Origin of the sequence: Cellulomonas sp. H30R-01 (genome assembly GCF_010119915.1) — a bacterium.
Lineage (GTDB): Bacteria > Actinomycetota > Actinomycetes > Actinomycetales > Cellulomonadaceae > Cellulomonas > Cellulomonas algicola.
The window spans coordinates 3462703-3481345 of the sequence record NZ_CP048210.1 but is presented as its reverse complement, the minus strand read 5'-3'; the positions used below and the strand labels follow the sequence as shown (position 1 = coordinate 3481345).

Below are 18643 nucleotides of genomic sequence, written 5' to 3'. Positions count from 1 at the left end.
GTGGTCGGCGGAGGCATCGGCGGCCTGGCGGCGGCCGTGGCGTTGCGGCGGATCGGCTGGTCGGTGACCGTGCTGGAGCGCGCCCACGCGTTCGAGGAGGTCGGCGCCGGGATCAGCCTCATGTCCAACGCGCTCGCCTGCCTCGACGCGCTCGGTCTCGGAGACGCCGTGCGCGACGGCTCGCGCCCGCAGCTCGGGGGCGGCATGCGCGCGCCCTCCGGCGCCTGGCTCTCCCGGCTCGACGGCGCGGCGGTGGAGGAGGAGCTGGGCGTCAGCGCCGTCGTCCTGCCGCGCCCGCAGCTCCTGGCGCTGCTCCTCGGTGCGCTGCCGGAGGAGTCGGTGGTCACCGGCGCGACGCCCTCGGCGATCGTCGACGACGAGGACGGCGTCGCGGTGCGCTACGTGCGCGACGGTCACGAGGACACGCTCCGTGCGGACCTCGTCGTAGGCGCCGACGGGCTGCGCAGCTGGGTGCGCGCGCAGCGGTGGCCGGACGCGCCCGGACCCGTCCACGACGGGTCCACCGCCTGGCGCGCGATCACGACGGGCCCGGTCGGGACGGACGTCGAGATGAGCCAGACGTGGGGTGCCGCGCAGGAGTTCGGGTGCATCCCCCTGGCCGACGGACGCGTGTACTGGTACGCCGCCGCGTCGGCGCCGGAGGGAGAGCGGGCCCCCGACGAGCTCGCGGAGGTGCGCGCACGGTTCGGCGCCTGGCACGCCCCCATCGCCGACGTGCTCGCGGCCACGGACCCCGCGGCGGTGCTGCGGCACGACGTCTACCGGCTCCCCGACCTGCCGACGTACGTCCGCGGCCGGGTGGCCCTGCTGGGCGACGCCGCGCACGCGATGGTCCCGAACCTCGGTCAAGGCGGTGCCCAGGCCGTCGAGGATGCCGTCGTCCTGGCGGCGTCGCTCGCGTCGACTCCCGACGTCACCGCCGCGCTCGAGGCGTACGACCGTCAGCGGCGACCGCGGAGCCAGTCGATCGGCCGGGCCGCGACGACGATCAGCCGGTTCGGGCAGAAGCTGCGCCACCCCGTCGCGGTGGCGGTGCGCAACACGGCGATGCGGCTCACCCCCGACCGTGTGGCGCTGAGCTCGATGGCCCGCTTCGGGCGGTGGACACCCCCGGTGCTGCCGGCTCCCGGTCCTCGCTGACGCGGGACCGGTCACCCCTGGCGGTCGCTGCGCGGTCCGTGGCGGTCGCACCCTTGGCAGGGCGCGCCGGAGTCGACAGAGTCGTGCCATGCCCGAGGCTCGCGTGCTGCCCGCGTTCGACGGTGAGGTCCTGGTCCCCGGTGACCCGGGGTACGACGAGGCGCGCGCCGTCTGGAACGGCGCGATCGACCGCAAACCGCGTTACGTCGTGCGGTGCGCCGGCGTGGAGGACGTCCGGCGCGCCGTCCGCGTCGCACGCGAGCACGGGCTCACGCTCGGCGTCCGCGGTGGTGGCCACAGCGCCGCCGGCTGGGCGGTGCCCGACGACGGGCTCATGATCGACCTGTCCGGGATGCGCGACGTCGCGGTCGACCCCGCCGCCCGGACCGCCCGGGTGCAGGGCGGTGCGCTGCTCGGCTCGCTCGACGCGGCGACCCAGCCGTTCGGGCTCGCAACGACCGCGGGGATCGTGTCGCACACCGGCATCGGCGGGCTGGCGCTCGGCGGGGGCGTGGGATGGCTCGCGCGGCAGGTGGGTCTGACCTGCGACAACGTGCGCGGGTTCGAGGTCGTCACGGCGGAGGGGGACGTCGTGCACGCGACCGCCGACGAGAGTCCCGACCTGTTCTGGGGGCTGCGCGGCGGCGGCGGCAACTTCGGCGTCGTCACGCGCTTCGACCTCACGCTGCACGACGTCGGCACGCAGGCGCTCGTCGCCGAGGTGGACCTCGACCCCGAGCACGCGCTCGACGCGCTGCGGACCTGGGTGGCCCGGGCGGCGGACGCGCCCCGACCCGCCACGCTGTACGCCGACCTCGTCGCGGGCGGTGCGCTCACGCTCGGGTTCTCCTGGGTGGGGGACCCCGCGGGGGCCGAAGGGCTCGTCGCGGAGCTCGACCGGCTCGGGACGCCGCTGGCCCGGCGCGTCGAGCCCCGCTCGTACGTCGAGCTCCAGAGCCAGTCGGACGTCCCGACCGCGCACGGCTTCCGGCGCTACGCGAAGAGCCACTACGTCCGGGGTCTGACCGACGCGGCTCTCGAGGCGTTCCTGGCGCACGTCGACGCCCGCCTCGGCGCGGCGAGCCTCGTCGCGTACGGCGGCGCGATCGCCGACGTCGACCCGGACGCGACGGCGTTCGTCCATCGCGACGTGGAGTTCGAGTACGACGTGGGTGCCCGCTGGGAGGACCCCGCGGACGACGAGGCCGTCGTCGCGTCGTGCCGGCGCCTGGCGTCGGGGCTCGAGCCGTGGAGCACCGGCGTGTACGTGAACGCGCTCGCCGACGAGGGTGCCGCAGGCGTCCGGCGGGCGTACGGCGAGGGCACCTACGCACGGCTGCGGCAGGTCAAGGCGGCCTGGGACCCGGAGAACGTCTTCCGGCTCAACCAGAACATCCCGCCGGCCTGATCCTGCGACGCCCCGCCGAGCGGGTCCGGCCGGGGCGAGCGCGCGCGACGCCGACGTCGGCCGGTTGCCGGTCGGCGGTGCGCCCCGCAGGCTGGGAGGACGACGAGAGGGGACGCATGAGCTCGACCGACCCGTATCGCAACCCGGACCCCGACCCCGACGAGACGCCGGGGCTCGAACCCGGTGGCGGCGTCGCACCCGGGGACACACCGCCCGCGGAGTCGTCCACGTCCGGCGCGTCGGACCGGCAGCCGGGGACCGGGTCGACGCGCTCCAACTGGATCGCGTACGGGGTGATCGGAGCGTTCGTCGTCCTGATCGGTCTGTTCTTCGTGGGGTACGCGATCGGGCTGCTCGACTGAGTCCCGCGTCCTCCGCCGTCCCGCCGTCCACGTCTGCGGACGGGGGGGATCACCACCGGTGCGTGACGAGCGCCACCCGTCCGCCGGCCCGCCGGCTCCGAACCACGGTCGACCCGTCCCGACGAGCCGACTGCGAGCGTCCCCATGTCCACCCTGGTCGTCTGCGCGACCCCCGCGCCGCCCTCCCCGTTCGCCGGGGTGGCGGCGCGCGTTCGTCGCGGACGCGAGCCGTGGGGCACACTGACCGGCGTGACGAACCCCGCGCGCGAGTCGGTGGCCGACTCCGCGCAGGGCCTCATGGCGGCGGTGGCGACCGGTGACCAGGCCGCCTTCGCGAGCCTCTACGACCTGCTGTCCCGCGCCGTGCACGGCACGTGCCTCGGCGTCCTGCGGGACCCCGACCACGCCGCCGAGGTCGCGCAGGAGGTGTGGGTCGAGGTGTGGCGCACCGCCGCCCGCTACGAGGCATCGCGCGGGTCGGTGCGCACCTGGGTCACGACGCTCGCGCACCGCCGGGCCGTCGACCGCGTGCGGGCCGTGCAGGCGCAGCGCGACCGCGACCAGCGGGTGCTCGACGAGAGCACCGAGCGCCCGTTCGACGTGGTCGCGGACGACGTCGAGCACCGCCTCGAGCAGTCCGCCGTCCGCGACTGCCTGGGCTCGCTGACCGAGACGCAGCGCACGGCGGTGGTCCTCGCCTACTACGGCGGCCGGACCTACCGTGAGGTGGCGGCCGAGCTCGACGCGGCGCTGCCGACCGTGAAGTCCCGCATCCGCGACGGGCTGCTGCGCCTCAAGGACTGCCTGGGGGTGACCGCGTGAGCGAGCACGACGACGTCCGCGCCCTGCTCGGCGCGTACGCGCTCGACGCCGTCGACGACGACGAGCGCCGCGCCGTGGAGGCCCTCGTGGCCGCTGATCCCGACGCCGCACGCGAGCTCGCCGACCTGCGCGCCGTCGCCGCACGACTGGGTGCCGCCGTCGACGCCGAGCCGCCCGCCGCTGCCCGCGCCGCGGTGCTCGCGGCGATCGCGTCCACGCCGCAGGACGCCCCGGGGAGCACGGCGCGGACCACCGGAGACGTGCCGCCCGCGACCCTCACCCCCGGAGCGTCGGCGGCTGCGCCCGAGGCCGTCGCAACGCCCACCGTCGCCGCGACCCCGGTCGTCCCCACCTCCGACGTCCCGCCCTCCGCCGTCCCGACCGTGTCCGAGCGGCCCCTCCCGCGTCGCGGTCCCGCGCGCTGGTACGCGCTCGCCGCCGCGGTCGCGATCGGGGCGGCCGTCCCGGGTGCGCTGCTCGTGCAGCAGGTCGCCCACACGCGCCAGGTCCAGGCCGAGCAGCAGCAGGTCGCGGACCTCCTGACCGACCCGTCCGCGGTGCTCGTGCACCAGGACGTGGCCGACGGCGGCGACGTGACGGCGATCCTCACCGACACACGGGCCGTCTTCACGGCGGAGAACCTGCCCGCCCCCGAGGACGGCCGCGTCTACCAGCTGTGGGTCGTCCGCGAGGGGCAGCCGCTCTCCGCGGGTGTCATGACGAGCGACGACGGGACGGTCCGGCAGTTCGCCGACGACTTCGCGCCCGGGGACGCGCTCGCCGTGACGGTCGAGCCGGCCGGCGGGTCCGCGCAGCCGACGAGCGACCCGATCGTGGTCCTCGCCGCGGCCTGACGCCGCACGCCGCACGCCCGCCGCACGCCCGCCGACCTCGCCGCGGCCGGCCGTCGAGCGTGCGCCCCCGTCGTCCCGGCGGCCCGCGCTCGCACGCCCGACGACCCTCGGCGCGCGGGCGTCGCCCTGACGATCCCGTCGCGCGCGGACGCCGTCCCGACGAGCCGCACCCGGGACGACGAGAGCCCCCTCGCCGCAGGAGGCGAGGGGGCTCCGTGCTCCCCGACGGGCACCATGTCCGGGCACCGCACGGGTGCCCCCGTCGAGGAGCGGGACGGTCCGGCACCGCACGGGACCGGACCGAGTCGTCACATCGTCGGCATGAGCACCGAGTCGATGAGGTAGACGGTCGCGTTGGCGGTGTGGACGCCGCCGCAGACGACCTTGGCGTCGTTGACCATGAGCTCGTCGCCCGAGCCGGTGACCTCGACGGTGCCGCCCTGGACGGTGGTCTGCGTGCCGACGACCTGGTCGGGCGTGAGCTGACCGGGCACGACGTGGTACGTGAGGATCGACGTGAGCGTCGGGGTGTCGGTCTTGAGGCCCTCGATCGTCGCGGGGTCGATCTTCGCGAAGGCGTCGTCGACGGGCGCGAACACCGTGAACTCGTCGCCGTTGAGCGTGTCGACCAGGTTGACGTCGGGGTTCAGCTGACCGGAGACGGCGGCGGTGAGGGTCTTCAGCATCGGGTTGTTCGACGCGGCGACCGCGACGGGGTCGGTCGACATGCCCATGACCGAGCCCGGGCCGTCGGGGACGGCGGCGGCGTAGTCGGCACAGCCCGGGCCGACGAGGTCCGCGGCGGGGTCGGCGGTCATCATCCCGTCGTCCTCGGGCGTCGACTCCTCCATGGGCGTCTGCTCCATCGCGGCCGTCTCGTCGGCGCCGGCCGTGTCGTCGCCCGCGGAGCACGCGGTGAGGGTGAGCCCGGTGACACCGGCGAGCAGGACCGCGGCGACGCGGGTGCGGGTGGTGGTCTTCATGGTGGTTCCCTCCTGAGTCCTGAGGGAGCGGCCCGGTGCCCGGTGGCTCCCCTGTCGAGGGTGGTTCGGGGCCGTCGACGGGGTGGATGGGTGCGGATGTCGACGAGTTTCCGACGCGTCCCGGACCCATCCGCGGGGGTCCTCGGCGGCGAACGTCGGGCATGGACCTGCTCACGCTCGCGCTCATCGGCCTGGTCGGCGGCCTCGTCACCGGCATCTCGCCGTGCATCCTGCCCGTGCTGCCCGTCGTGCTCGTCGCGGGTGCGACGGGTGCGACTGGTGCATCGGGCGCGTCGGGGACGCCACGTGCCGCGTCGGCCATCGGCAGCCGTCCGCGCCTCGCCGCCGACGCCCCGTCGCCCCGCTCGGGCACCTCGGGCGGCGCGCCCCTGCCCGGCTTCGGCGTCCTGCCGGTGCCCGACTTCCTGCGCGACACCGCGTCGGGCGCGACGGCGGGCGGTGCGTCTGGGAGAGCCGCAGCGACGACGACGCTCGACGACCCGCCCTCGGGTGACGACCCGGCCGCGACGCGCGCCCGCCGCTCCGCCCGTCCCTACCTCGTCGTCGCCGGTCTGGTCACGAGCTTCACGCTCGTCACGCTGCTCGGCAGCGTCGTCCTGTCGGTGCTGGGCCTCCCGCAGGACCTGCTGCGCTGGACCGGCATCGTCGTGCTCGCGGTCATCGGCCTCGGGCTGCTCGTGCCGCGGCTCGAGGCGGTCCTGGAGCGACCGTTCGCGCGGCTGGCCCCGCGCAACGCGCCGGGGTCGGGCCGCGGCGGGTTCGTGCTCGGCCTGGGTCTGGGCGCGGTCTACGTGCCGTGCGCGGGCCCGGTGCTCGCGGCGATCACGGTGGCGGGCGCGAGCGGGAACGTCGGCCCGGGGACCGTCGTCCTGACTGTGGCGTTCGCGCTCGGTGCCGCGGCGCCGCTGCTGGCCGTCGCGCTGGCCGGACGTCGCGCGTCCGAGCGCGTCAAGGCGTTCCGGTCGCACCTGCGCGCGGTGCGGGCGGTCGGCGGTGCGCTCATGATCGCGCTCGCCCTCGCGCTGTCGTTCAACCTGACCGACGCGATCCAGCGGGCGCTGCCGGGCTACACCGACGGCCTGCAGGAGCAGATCGCGGCCGACCCGCGCGTGCAGCGCGAGCTCGACCTCGGCGGCCTCGTCACCGCGGAGAACGAGCGCCTGAGCGAGTGCACCGACGGCGCCGACGAGCTCGAGGAGTGCGGCCCGGCGCCCGCGATCCGCGGCATCGACACGTGGCTCAACACGCCCGACGGCGCACCCGTCGACCTGGCCGACCAGCGCGGCAAGGTCGTGCTCGTCGACTTCTGGGCGTACTCCTGCATCAACTGCCAGCGGTCCGTCCCGCACGTCGTCGCGTGGGACGAGGCGTACCGCGCCGCCGGGCTCGTGGTCATCGGCGTGCACACGCCCGAGTACGCGTTCGAGAAGGAGACGCGCAACGTCGTCGACGGCGCGCGGCGCTTCGGCATCGAGTACCCCGTCGCGCAGGACAACGCCTACGCGACGTGGACCGCGTACCGGAACCGGTACTGGCCGGCCGCGTACCTCGTCGACGCCGACGGGCAGGTCCGCCACGTGTCGCAGGGCGAGGGGAGCTACCAGGCGACGGAGACGATGATCCGCGAGCTGCTCGTCGCCGCCGACCCCGACGTCGTGCTCCCGCCGCGCACGCAGGTCGACGACGCGACTCCGCAGGAGGACGTCACCCCCGAGACGTTCCTGTCCGTCTCGAAGCGCAGCAACGTCGCCGGGGAGTACGTGCAGGGCGAGCACACCTACGCACTGCCGACCGGGCAGGATCCCGACACGGTCGCGCTCGGCGGGACGTGGACGACGGACTTCCAGGGCGCGAACGCCGGCGCCGACGCCACCCTCCGGCTCCGCTACCACGCGGCCGTCGTGCAGACCGTGCTCGGCGGGACGGGCGAGGTGGGCTTCGTCGTGCGCGACGCCGACGGGAGCGTGGTGGACCGCGGCAGGCTCGACGTCGCCGGGTCGCCGCGGTCCTACCCGCTCGTCGACGGCGACGAGGTCGCGGAGAGGACCGTCGAGCTCGACGTCCCCGAAGGAGTGACGGTGTACTCCTTCACCTTCGGGTGACCGTCGACCGTCGACCGTCGCGTCACGGACGGCGCCGCGGATCCCCCGGGGTTCGCGGTGTCGTCGTCCGTCGCTCGCGCCGGTCGGGTGAACCGCGTCGCGTGCGAGCGGAGCCACCGGGTGGTCGCGCGCCGCGGGCGGCGAGACGCGTCTGCCAGGGTGGACGCCATGCGGAACACGACCCTGACCTCGACGATCGTCCTGTGCGCGCTCACCCTGGCGGGGTGCGCGGGCGGACCGGAGCCCGTGGCGACGGCCGAGCCGGGCGTGTCGGCGCCCGCCACGTCGCCGTCGCCGACGGCCTCCGCCGCGACGGACGTCGCGCCGGACGTGATGCTCACCGAGGCCGCGTGGACGGTGGTGGGGCCGGGCGCTCCGCGCGACGAGTCGACGGGCGTCGTCGACTGGCGCCTGCCGGAGGCGTGCGCCGCGGGCGACCCGACCGGCGCGTCGGCGATGCGGACCGTCTCCCAGGGCTCGGGTGAGTTCGAGGCCCCCGTGGGCGTGCAGCAGGTCGCCGTGCTCGCGGACGCGGACGCCGCTGTCGCCGAGGCGGAGCGCCTGACGGCGGCGCTCGGCACGTGCACCGAGGGTGAGCCGCCCACGCGCTACGTCGCCGAGCCGCTCGCCGTCGGCGCGCAGGGTCTCGGCCTCGCGACGGACTACTACGGCGCGTCGGCGTCGGGTGCGCTCGACGACGCGATGGGCACGTACGTCGCGGTCACGCGGCGCGGCAACGCCGTGATGCTCGTGGGGCTCGACGGCGGGGAGGGGACCGTCGGCTCCGCGCGCACGACCGTCTCCGGTCTGGCGCAGCAGGGCTGGGAGCTGCTCTGCCCGTTCGACTCGGCGGGCTGCTGACGCACGGCGCGGGCCCGCCGCCGGCACCCGTGTCCTGACCGGACCGGTCCCGTGCGATCGGCACGCGCCCGGTCGGTCAGGCGACGTCGGCGACTGGGCCGTCGACGTGTCAGGACGTCGGCCGGAGCACGGTCAGCCGCAGGGCGGCGCGCGCCCCCGCCGGCACGACGGGCGCACGCGGCGCGACAGGCGCGACGCGGACGTACGCCTCCCCGAGCGGGGGCCGCGCGTCCCGGTCCCCGGCGTTCGGCCAGAGCGCGCACGCGCGTTCTGCCTGGGCGGTGATCGTCAGCGACGGGTTGACGCCGAGGTTCGCGGTGATCGTCGAGCCGTCGAGGACGTGCAGGCCGTCGTGGCCGAAGACGCGGTGGTACGGGTCGACGACGCCGTCCGCGGCGCTCGTGCCGATGGTGCAGCCGCCGATGAAGTGCGCGGTCATCGGCACGTCGACGATCTCCCCGAGGCTGCTGAACGCCCCGCCACCGACGTGCGCGGCCATGCGTCGGTAGGCGGCGTTGGCCCGCGGGATCCACGTCGGGTTGGGCGCGCCGTCACCGGGTGTCGAGGTCAGGCGCCAGCGGCCGAGCCGCGTGCGGCGGGGGGAGACGGTGATCGACGCGTCGCCGGTCTGCATGACGAGCCCGATGACGGTGCGCTGCGACCACGACCCGAGCCCGGTGAGGACCGACGCGGCGCGCGCCGGGTGCCGCGCCACCTGACCGAGCCACCGCACGGGCCGCGGGACGCGTCCCCCGCCGTCGGTGAGCACCGTCGCCAGGAGCCCCATGAGGTTCGACCCGCGCCCGTACCGGACCGGTTCCAGGTGGGTGCGCTCGTCGAGCCAGACCGACGACGTGATGGCGACGCCGCTGTTCAACGGCTCGCGCCGCCGCCACCCGCGCACGCGCCGCGCCGCCCCGCCGAGCGACTCGGAGTTGGTCCGGGTGAGCGCGCCGAGCCGGTCGGACAGGCCCGGGAGCGTCCCGTCGGCCTTGAGCCGGTGCAGCAGCGACTGCGTGCCCCACGCACCCGCGGCGACGACCACCTGGTCGGCGACGAGCCGGCCGACCGGCCCGCGCCGCCCGGTCGGCACCGTCGAGACGGCCCACCCCCCGCCGGGACGCGGCGCCAGCGACGTCACCGTCGTGTCCGGGACGATCCGCGCGCCCGCGCGCTCGGCGAGCCACAGGTAGTTCGTCTCGAGCGTGTTCTTGGCCCCGTGCCGGCAGCCGGTCATGCACTCGCCGCACTCGAGGCACCCGCGTCGCTCGGGCCCGGCCCCGCCGAAGAACGGGTCGGGCACCGCGGCCCCCGGCGTGCCGAACACGACGCCGACCGGTGCCGGCCGGAACGACGAGTCCACCCCCAGGTCGCGCGCCGCCGCCAGCACCACGCGGTCCGCGGGCGTGACCGTCGGGTTGTCGACGACCCCGAGCATCCGCCGCGCCTGGTCGTAGTGCGGCGCGAGCTCGTCCCGCCAGTCGGTGATCCCGGCCCACTGCGGGTCGTCCCAGAACGCGGCCGACTCGGGCTCGTACAGCGTGTTCGCGTAGACGAGCGACCCGCCGCCGACTCCCGCCCCCGCGAGGACGACGACGTCGGGCAGCACGTGGATCCGCTGGATGCCGTGGCAGCCGAGCCGCGGCGCCCACAGGAACCGGCGCACGTCCCACGAAGTCCGCGGCAGCGTCGCGGGCGTGAAGCGTCGGCCGGCCTCGAGGACGGTGACGCGGTACCCCTTCTCGGAGAGCCGCAGCGCCGCGACCGATCCGCCGAACCCGGACCCCACGACGACGACGTGCGGGCGCGCGTCGCTCCCCGCAGACGTCATCGTCGACCTCCGGCACCACCGCCCGCGTCGGTCACGGACGTCGTGATGATAGGACGACGCCGACCTCGGGCCGGGGTCAGCGTCCGGCCAGGGCGGGGACGGCCTCGCTCGTCGCGTCGAGCGGGCGCTCGTCGGTCGCCGCGACGAGGGCGCGGACGAGCGGGTGCCACGGACGGGTCGTCGGGCCGGTGAGCACGAGGTCGCGCGTCAGCGTGGGCGCGAGCGGGGCCATGACGACGCCGTCGGGGAGCAGGCCGCCGCCCAGGCTGGGCATGACGGAGACCCCGATGCCCTCGTCGACCATGCGGAGCATCGTCGCCAGCTCGCGGACACGCTGTCCGGGGGAGAACGGCAGGCCGGCGGTGCGGTGCAGGCGTCGGACCTGGGCCTCGCACCCGCCCCCGGACACGAGCAGCCCGTCGTCGACGAGCTCGGTCAGCGGGATCGGACCGGCGTCGACGAGCGGGTGGTCGGTGCGGACGACGGCACGGAAGTCGTCGCGCGCGACGAGCCGGGCGCCGTCCGGCGCCGGGTCCGGGTCGACGAGCACCGCGGCGTCGACGATGCCGCCCTCGAGCCAGTCCGCGAGCTCGTCGTCGTCGCCCTCGAACACGCGCACGTGGACGAGGGGCAGGCGGTCGCCCCACGTCCGGAGGAGCGTCGGCATGAGGCCCTGGCACACCGTCGGCACGGCGGCGAGCCGGACCGTCCCGGCCGACCGCGCCGAGGCGTGCTCGGCCGTGAAGGCGTCGGCGGACGCGATCGCGGCGCGCGCGTGGGGGAGCAGGCGGGCGCCGAGCGCCGTCGGCACGACGGGCGTCGCGCGCTCGACGAGCCGGCCACCGGCCTCCTGCTCGAGCGCGGCGACGGCGTGCGAGACGGCGGACTGGCTGACGTCGAGCGTCGCGGCGGCCTCGGTGAACGACGAGCGGTCGACCACCGCGACGAGGACCCGGAGCTGCACGAGCGTGGGCATGAACCGACCGTATCGCGGCATGAGCCAGATGCGTTTGCCTCATGTCAGAGGTCTCGGCCACGGTGGTGCACGTGACCCGGGACCGGACGATCGTCGTCTACTACCTCGCCGCCGCCCTCGTGTGGGGCGCGAGCTTCCTGTTCATCAAGGTCGGGCTCGACGAAGGGCTGAGCCCGGCGCAGGTCGTGCTGGCGCGGCTGACCCTGGGGGCGGTCGCGCTGCTCGTCGCGATGCTCGTGCTGCGTCGGCGCTGGCCACGCGGTGCGCGGACGTGGGGGCACCTCGCGGTGCTCGGCGTCATCCTGTGCGTCGTGCCGTTCCTGCTGTTCTCGTGGGCCGGGCAGCACGTGACGTCGGGGCTCGCCAGCATCCTCAACGCGACGACGCCGCTCATGACCGCCGCGTGGGCGGCGGCGCTGCTGCCCACCGAGCGGCTGGTCGCCCGGCAGCGGGTCGGCCTGCTCGTCGGCATCCTCGGCGTCGTGGTGGTCGTCGCGCCGTGGACCTGGCTCGCGGGCGGCGTGTCCGCGAGCGTCCCGGCCGTGCTCGCGTGCCTCGGGGCGACGGCGAGCTACGGGATCGGCACCACCTACCTGCGCCGGTTCGTCACGCCGCTGGGCCTGCCGCCCGAGTCGGTCGCGGCGGGGCAGATCGGCGCCGGTGCGCTCATGGTGCTGGCCGCGTCGCCGTTCGTCGTGCCGGCGAGCGCGCTCGGCACGCTGGAGGTGTCGTGGCCGCTGGTCGGTGCGATGGTCGCCCTCGGCGCGCTGGGCACCGGCGCGGCGTACGTGTGGTTCAACCGGATCGTCGACGCGTGGGGCGCGCAGCGGGCGTCGACGGTCACGTACCTGACCCCGCTCGTCGGGGTGGTGCTGGGCGCGCTCGTCCTGGGCGAGCGGGTGCACTGGTACGAGCCGGTGGGTGGGGTGCTGGTCGTGCTCGGCGTGGTGGTGGCGCAGCGGGGCAAGCGGCCACCGGTCGTCGACGCCGCGCCGGGCGAGGCGCTCGGGGCGCGGACTGCCTGAGCTCAGCCGGCACGACCTCGGGTTCTCCACCTCGCCGTGTTTGGTCGAGCGGGCATCCGGGTGCACCATGGACGGCGATCTGCGTCGCGGGACGAGCCCGCGACCGCGAGCACGAGGTGCATCTCGATGCAGCAGGGAAGCGAGGCGGCCGTCCTGGCCTCCTCAGGCGCGGGCCCGACGCCCGCCCCGCACGCCTGACGCCTCACGGCGACGACCCGTCCGGACCTGGTCCGCGCGGGTTCCTCGGTGCACCCCGGCGGGCCGTCTCCCTGACCCGTACCGTCCCCGGCCTCTCGATGGTCGGGCGACGGCTCCTGCCGCACGAGAGCCGAGACCCATGCTTCCCCTGACCGAACAGCAGATCCGCACGTCCTTCGTGAACTGCTCGCGCCGCGAGGCCGCGCAGCTCACCCTCCCGTCCGACCTGGCCGACCTGCGCTGGGACCGCCTCGACTACCTCGGGTGGATCGACCGCAAGGCGCCGCTGCGCTCCTACGTGGTCGTCCCCGTCGACGACGGGATCGTCGGTGTCACGCTGCGGGCCCCCGAGGTCGCGTCGCGCCGCCGTGCCGTGTGCGCGTGGTGCGAGGACGTCTACGCGACCGACGACGTGTCGATGTACGTGGCCCGCCGGGCCGGCGCGGCCGGTCGCAACGGCGACACCCTCGGGACGCTCGTGTGCACGGACTTCGTGTGCTCGCGGAACGTGCGCCGCAAGCCGACGCTCGTCGAGGCGGGCCAGGACCCGGCCGGTGTCACGCAGCGCCGCATCGAGACGCTGCGCGAGCACTCCGTGCGGTTCGTCCGCGAGGTCCTGCGCGAGTCCTGACCGCTGACGGTGCGGCGTCGGCACGTCCGGCGCCGCACCGGCCCGCGCCCGTCGGGGTCGTCCCTCGCGGTCAGGTGGTCGCGCGGTGGCAGGCGGCGAGCAGCGTCTCCATGCCGACGCGGATGTCGTCGATCTCCCGCCGGGACAGGCCGAGGCGGTCGACCATCGCGGCGGGGATGCCGACGGCGTCGGCGCGCATCGCGCGGCCCTCGTCGGTGAGCGCGATGACGAGCTGCCGCTCGTCGTCGCCCGCACGCGTCTTCGTCACGAGGCCGAGGGCCTCCAGGCGCTTGACCAGCGGCGACGTCGTCGCGGGCTCGAGCTGGAGGACGGTCGCGAGCCGCTTGAGCGACAGGTCGCCGTGCTGCCAGAGCGCGAGCATCGCGAGGTACTGCGGGTGCGTGAGGCCGAGGGGCTCGAGGAGCGACCGGTAGACGCCGACGAGCGCGCGGGCGGCGGCGGACGTCGCGAGGCAGAGCTGCGCCTCGAGCGCGAGGGGGTCGACGTCCGAGGCGTCGGTCACGGTGGTCGGCATGCAGGCATCCTAGTGATAAGTTCGTGCACGAATCATCCGCGCACGAATGGAACTCACGATGGGCTTCGCCGACCGGTTCGACGCGCTGAACAACCACGTGACGCTGTTCTTCCTGCGCTTCGTCGGCCCGCCGTCGGTGGGATCGCCCGACGGTCGCGGCCGCGCGGTGACCGACCAGGAGCGCGCTCGTGAGACCGAGATGCGGCAGACCTTCGATCGCGTCACCGGCCCGGACGGTCGGCCGTACCTCGTCGAGCGCCCGTCGTCGGAGGGCTAGACGCCCAGGTGGACGCGGAAAGTGCGGTCGGCGCTCGCCTTGGCAACGGATGATGCGCGGCACTGCTGCTGCGCACGGAGGCCGCGAGCTCGTCGCAGATCGAGAACCTCACGTCATCCCCGAAGGCGATCGCTCTTGCCGAGCTCGGTCGGAAGGGGCGGGCGAACGCCGACGAGGTCGTCGCCAACGTCGCCACGATGGCCGAGGCCCTGAACGTCGCCGAGCGGCTGGACGGCGCCGCGATCCTCGCGATGCACCGGACGCTGATGGCCGACCACATGCCGTCGGCTGCCGGACGATGGCGCGAGGAGGCGGTGTGGATCGGGGGGAGTGCCCGGAGCCCGCACGGGGCGACGTACGTCGCCCCCGTGCACACCCGCGTCCCGGACGCGATCGACGACCTGGCCGTGTTCATGGCGCGCGAGGACGTGCCGGTACTCGCGCAGGCGGCTCTCACGCATGCGCAGTTCGAGTCCATCCACCCGTTCCCGGACGGCACCGGCCGCACCGGGCGGGCGCTCCTGCACGCCCAGCTGCGGCACGGGGGGCTTGCCCGGGAGGCGATCGTCCCGGTGTCGGCGGGGTTGCTGACCGACACCGACCGGTACTTCCGCGCCCTGTCCGTCTACCGGGACGGCGACGCCGAGCCGATCGTGGTCGAGGTCGCCGACGCCGTCTTCCCGGCGCTGGCGAGCTCGCGACGGCTCATCGCCGACGTCTCGGACACGCGCGCCGGGTGGGGCGAACGGATCAGGGCGCGCCGGGGCGCGGCCGCATGGGCGCTCGCCGACCTCCTCACGACGCGGCCGGTCGTCGACGTCCGTCTCGTCGCCGACCGGCTCGGGATCACCACGGTGAACGCCCGGCTCGCGGTCGACAGACTCGTGGAGGACGGGGTCCTGACGCAGGTCGGGAACGGCGCGCGTGACCGAGTCTGGCAGGCGGCCGAGGTGCTGGACGCGATGGATCGGTTCGCCGCACGGTCCCGACACCGCGTCGTGTGAGCCGGAGCGCCGAGCCGGCCGTCGCTCACGGCAGGGGGTCGGTGGCCCACGGGTAGGACGGCTGGGCGCCGAGGCGCGTGACGGACGCCGCGGCGACACGGGTCGCGAACGCCGCCGCGTCCCGGAGGGCGTCTCCGGCGGCGAGCCGGGCGGCGAGGGCGCCGACGAACGCGTCGCCGGCACCGGTGGTGTCGACCGCGTCGACGCGCACGGCGGGCCACGACCAGGACGCCCCCGCCTCGTGCCCGACGACCCCCGACGTCCCGAGCGTGACGACGACCGACCCCGGCCCGCGCGCCGCGAGCTCCGCGGCAGCGCCGCGGGCACCCTCGGCACCCGCGGTGATCGGGCGTCCGAGCAGGAGTGTCGCCTCGTGCTCGTTGACGACGAGCGGGTCGGCCAGACGGACGACGTCGTCGGGGAGCGTGGTCGCGGGTGCGACGTTCAGCAGCACCCGCACGCCGGCACGGTGCGCGACGTGCGCGGCACGGCCGACGGCGTCGAGCGGGATCTCCGCCTGGAGCACGCACACGCGGCCGCCCGCGACCACGTCGCGAGCGGCGTCGACGGCCGCTGGTGTCACGGCGGCGTTGGCGCCCGGGACGACGACGATCGTGTTCTCGCCGTCGTCGGCGAGCGTCACGACGGCGAGCCCTGTCAGCCCGTCGACGGTCGCGACGTGGGTGAGGTCGACGCCCGCCGACGTCAGCAGGCTCAGCGCGACGGCGGCGTCCGGGTCGGTGCCGACGGCCCCGACCAGTGCGACGGACGCGCCGAGCCGGGCGGCGGCGACGGCCTGGTTCGCGCCCTTGCCACCGGGCAGGGTCACGGCGTCACGGCCCAGGAGCGTCTCCCCGGGCCGTGGGTGACGGTCGACCTGCAGCACGAGGTCGGCGTTGACCGACCCCACGACGACGACGTCGTGCCCCATGGCGACTCCTCGTGCTCGACGAGGACATCGTGGCCGCGACGGCGTCGCGTGTCGCGGCCGTGCCCGCCGCACGGGTCCCCGGTTGCGCTTCGCGGGGGGTCGCCTACCGTCGGCAACGGTCCAGCAGAGGTCGTCGGGCGCCGTTGCGCCGAGGCGGCGACGGGCGCACCCGGACGGCGGACGTCGTCGGCACACGATCGGGTGACCTGGGTCCAACCAGCCTCAGTCATCCCAGGACTTCAGGGAGGCTTGTGGGATGGACATGCGGATCGAGGTCACGAACGCCGACGTCGCCGCGGCCAAGCGCGCCTGGGCGCGCGCGGTGGAGAGCGGCGAGAGTGCCGCCCGAACCCAGCTGCTCTACGACAGCCTGCGTCGCGTCATCAACGCGCAGGCCCAGCAGATGGCGGAGGACTTCCGCGCGAAGCGCGCGAGCTGACCAGCGGACCTCCGCGCACAGCGCGCGAGCTGACCCGGCGGACGACCGCCGGGAGCCGCGAGCCGACCCGGTGGGCCGCAGGCAGCCACGGCCTGCGACCCACCGGACCTGTCACGGGTAGGACGTGACGAACGACGGGGTCCCCGTGTTCGAGTTGTCCACCTGACCACCCACACCGTTGACCACGTGGCGGATCGTGCCCGCGCTGAGGTTGACGGTCATGACGTGCTTCAGCGTCACGCCCGGACGCTGCGGCACCTCGAACCCGTTCTCGGTGACGATCGACGGGTTGTTCTGGTTGAACACGTAGACGCCCGCGCCCCACAGCTGGTGCGTCTTCACCTTGTCGCCGACCTTGTACCCGGCCCACCCGAGGGTGCCGTCGGGCTCGGTCCAGTCGGCCTGGGTCGGCGGGTCGTACGGCAGCTCGTTCTGGTAGAGGACGACGCGTCCGCGCTCGCCGTTCCAGATGGTGTTGTGCTGCTGGAAGTGCTCGACGAACAGGCCGGTCGCGGTGACGTCGTCGCCGTTCACGACGACGCCGTTGCGGCCGATGTTGGTGCGCCACCGCTCGGTGTCGCCGTTCACGCCCTCGGTGAAGCCCTCGACGCCGTGGTCGGCGCGCCACACCCAGGTGTGGTCGACGAGGACGTCGTCGGCGTTGATCTCGAGCGCGACGTCGGTGCTGCCCTTGTGGGGTCCGCCGACACGGAAGTAGACGTCGCTCAGCGTGATCGGGTCGCGACGGCTCTTGGTGCCCCAGTCGGGCGCGTGCCGGTGGTCGAGGCCGACCTTGAGGAGCACGGACGACTTGGTCGGACCGGCGTCGATCGTGACTCCGGCGACGACGATGCCGGGCACGTCGGCGACGAACAGCGGGGTCGCCCCGCGCGCGGACGTGAGCGTCGCGTGACCCGTGCCTAGCACGACGGTGCCCGGGCGCCAGACGGCGATCGTCGAGGCGATGTCGTAGACGCCGGGCGTGAGCAGCAGGTGCTTGCCGAGCGCGAGCTGCGCGTTGATCTTGAGCACCGAGTCGCCGGGCTTCGCGACGTAGAAGTCGCGCAGCGGGATGGAGCGGCCGGGCGTCATGCCGTTCGCCCACGTGATGCCGCGCGTGCCCTCGGCGGCCGACGGGACGCGGACCTGCCACGTGCCGCGCGCGTCGACGTAGAGGTACGGCTTCTCCCGGCTGACGGGCGTGGTGTCGAGCGTCGTGTACGGCGGGTCGGGGAACGTCGTGTCGGCGGGCGCGCCCTCGACGCCGGCGAACACCTGGTTCCACACGGCGTTGGACCAGCTCCGCACCGAGCTGTTGCGGGTCAGCCACTGCTGCTGCGACCCGTTGACGACGTCGCCGAACCGCGAGTCGGCGATGAACCCGCCGCTCGCGAACTGCGGACCCGCGGTGCAGTAGTCCATGAGCGAGAACCCGGGGTCGCCCTCGTTCGCGAGGACGTTGATCCGGCGCAGCGACACGGCCTGCGACACGGCCCAGAAGTTGGCCGACGCGCGGCACCCGTCCTGGCCGGCGCCGTCGATGTCGAGCGTGAGGTTCGACAGGGTCCGCCAGAAGTTGACGAGCGCGAGGCAGTTGGGGTTCGCGGGGTCGTCGGACAGGCAGCGGTTGTACGTCTCGATCTTGCCGTGCACGACGACGTCGGTCGGCGACGCCCCGAGGCCGGCGACCTCGGTGTAGTACCCGACCTTCATCTGCAGGGGCTGCGCGGCGGTGCCGTACTCGCCGGGCTTGAACAGCAGGCTGTACCGGGCGGTGCCCATCTCGGCGTCGACCTGCTGCGCGTGGATCTGGTCGACCTTCGCCTGGATGTCGGCGACGGGCATGCTCGGGTCGAAGACGACGACGTTCGGGCCGAGGTTCGGCGTGGCGGGCTGACCGCCGCCGTGCGCGGTGGCGGGCGCGGCGGCCGTGGCGGCGAGCGCGAGGGCGAGGGTCGCGATCAGCGGGGTGCGACGACGTCGTCGTGACCGGCTGCTCGCAGGGACGTGCGGGTCCATGCGGGGTTCCTCTCCGTCGAGGGTGGACACACGGGAGGAAACCACACTTACCGACCTGTTAGTAAGAGGCCGGTGAAACGTGTCCACGAACAGGCCTCGGGCGTGCGCGACGGCCGACGCACCGCGCGGGCACCGGGCCCCGGGTCTACTGTCGAGAGCAGCGGCGTCCACGACGGACCCGGGGGTTCGGACCCAGCCTCTCT

The 18643-nt window shown here is 74.9% G+C and carries 18 protein-coding genes; 12 read left to right on the top strand and 6 right to left on the bottom strand.

Annotation, left to right across the window (positions count from 1 at the left end):
• The 5 genes from GXP71_RS15565 (at position 1) to GXP71_RS15545 (ending at position 4607) form a co-directional block, all read left to right on the top strand.
• The gene (locus GXP71_RS15565) at positions 1-1161 is read left to right on the top strand and encodes an FAD-dependent monooxygenase (RefSeq protein WP_202924264.1); all 1161 of its coding nucleotides are present in this window, start codon (positions 1-3) and stop codon (positions 1159-1161) included.
• Between the two features lie 88 nt (positions 1162-1249).
• The gene (locus GXP71_RS15560) at positions 1250-2569 is read left to right on the top strand and encodes an FAD-binding oxidoreductase (protein WP_162353386.1); all 1320 of its coding nucleotides are present in this window, start codon (positions 1250-1252) and stop codon (positions 2567-2569) included.
• Positions 2570-2685: 116 nt separating this feature from the next.
• Complete coding sequence (locus GXP71_RS15555; protein WP_124342662.1) at positions 2686-2931, top strand: DUF6480 family protein; 246 nt, start codon at positions 2686-2688, stop codon at positions 2929-2931.
• Positions 2932-3180: 249 nt separating this feature from the next.
• On the top strand, positions 3181-3753 hold the full coding sequence (gene sigK, locus GXP71_RS15550; protein ID WP_238402447.1) for an ECF RNA polymerase sigma factor SigK: 573 nt from the start codon (positions 3181-3183) through the stop codon (positions 3751-3753).
• On the top strand, positions 3750-4607 hold the full coding sequence (locus tag GXP71_RS15545; RefSeq protein WP_162353384.1) for an anti-sigma factor domain-containing protein: 858 nt from the start codon (positions 3750-3752) through the stop codon (positions 4605-4607). The genes sigK and GXP71_RS15545 overlap by 4 nt, the downstream gene beginning before the upstream one ends.
• 308 nt (positions 4608-4915) lie before the next feature.
• Here the strand turns inward: GXP71_RS15545 and GXP71_RS15540 are convergent, their stop codons facing one another.
• Complete coding sequence (locus tag GXP71_RS15540) at positions 4916-5590, bottom strand: fasciclin domain-containing protein (protein WP_162353383.1); 675 nt, start codon at positions 5588-5590, stop codon at positions 4916-4918.
• Positions 5591-5751: 161 nt separating this feature from the next.
• Here GXP71_RS15540 and GXP71_RS15535 point away from each other — a divergent pair, with 161 nt between their 5' ends.
• Positions 5752-7713, top strand: a complete 1962-nt coding sequence (locus GXP71_RS15535) for a cytochrome c biogenesis protein DipZ (RefSeq protein ID WP_162353382.1) — start codon at positions 5752-5754, stop codon at positions 7711-7713.
• A gap of 168 nt (positions 7714-7881) precedes the next feature.
• Positions 7882-8574: a hypothetical protein gene (locus GXP71_RS15530; protein ID WP_162353381.1), complete on the top strand. Its 693-nt coding sequence runs from the start codon at positions 7882-7884 to the stop codon at positions 8572-8574.
• A gap of 109 nt (positions 8575-8683) precedes the next feature.
• Here GXP71_RS15530 and GXP71_RS15525 read toward each other — a convergent pair whose 3' ends face one another.
• Together GXP71_RS15525 and GXP71_RS15520 are read right to left on the bottom strand one after the other, a co-directional pair.
• Entirely contained in the window at positions 8684-10405 is a 1722-nt protein-coding gene (locus GXP71_RS15525; protein WP_162353380.1) for a GMC family oxidoreductase, read from the bottom strand.
• A 76-nt stretch (positions 10406-10481) separates the two neighbouring features.
• Positions 10482-11381, bottom strand: a complete 900-nt coding sequence (locus GXP71_RS15520; protein WP_162353379.1) for a LysR family transcriptional regulator — start codon at positions 11379-11381, stop codon at positions 10482-10484.
• A 71-nt stretch (positions 11382-11452) separates the two neighbouring features.
• Here GXP71_RS15520 and GXP71_RS15515 point away from each other — a divergent pair, with 71 nt between their 5' ends.
• Together GXP71_RS15515 and GXP71_RS15510 are read left to right on the top strand one after the other, a co-directional pair.
• Positions 11453-12406 (top strand): DMT family transporter, encoded by a 954-nt coding sequence (locus tag GXP71_RS15515; RefSeq protein WP_238402446.1) that lies wholly within the window; start codon positions 11453-11455, stop codon positions 12404-12406.
• 337 nt (positions 12407-12743) lie between these two features.
• Positions 12744-13235 (top strand): FBP domain-containing protein, encoded by a 492-nt coding sequence (locus GXP71_RS15510; RefSeq protein ID WP_162353377.1) that lies wholly within the window; start codon positions 12744-12746, stop codon positions 13233-13235.
• Between the two features lie 70 nt (positions 13236-13305).
• Here GXP71_RS15510 and GXP71_RS15505 read toward each other — a convergent pair whose 3' ends face one another.
• Positions 13306-13770, bottom strand: coding sequence for a MarR family winged helix-turn-helix transcriptional regulator (locus GXP71_RS15505; RefSeq protein ID WP_202924263.1), 465 nt, complete (start codon positions 13768-13770; stop codon positions 13306-13308).
• A gap of 46 nt (positions 13771-13816) precedes the next feature.
• Between GXP71_RS15505 and GXP71_RS15500 the strand changes: the two genes are divergently transcribed.
• Positions 13817-14047, top strand: coding sequence for a hypothetical protein (locus GXP71_RS15500; protein WP_162353376.1), 231 nt, complete (start codon positions 13817-13819; stop codon positions 14045-14047).
• A gap of 197 nt (positions 14048-14244) precedes the next feature.
• A complete protein-coding gene (locus tag GXP71_RS15495; RefSeq protein ID WP_162353375.1) occupies positions 14245-15051 on the top strand; it encodes a Fic family protein in 807 nt (268 codons plus the stop codon).
• 25 nt (positions 15052-15076) lie between these two features.
• Here GXP71_RS15495 and rbsK read toward each other — a convergent pair whose 3' ends face one another.
• Positions 15077-15982, bottom strand: coding sequence for a ribokinase (gene rbsK / locus GXP71_RS15490; RefSeq protein ID WP_162353374.1), 906 nt, complete (start codon positions 15980-15982; stop codon positions 15077-15079).
• 256 nt (positions 15983-16238) lie between these two features.
• Here rbsK and GXP71_RS15485 point away from each other — a divergent pair, with 256 nt between their 5' ends.
• Complete coding sequence (locus GXP71_RS15485; protein ID WP_162353373.1) at positions 16239-16421, top strand: hypothetical protein; 183 nt, start codon at positions 16239-16241, stop codon at positions 16419-16421.
• Positions 16422-16532: 111 nt separating this feature from the next.
• Here the strand turns inward: GXP71_RS15485 and GXP71_RS15480 are convergent, their stop codons facing one another.
• Positions 16533-18440: an adenylyl cyclase gene (locus GXP71_RS15480; RefSeq protein WP_202924262.1), complete on the bottom strand. Its 1908-nt coding sequence runs from the start codon at positions 18438-18440 to the stop codon at positions 16533-16535.
• Positions 18441-18643: the final 203 nt, after the last annotated feature.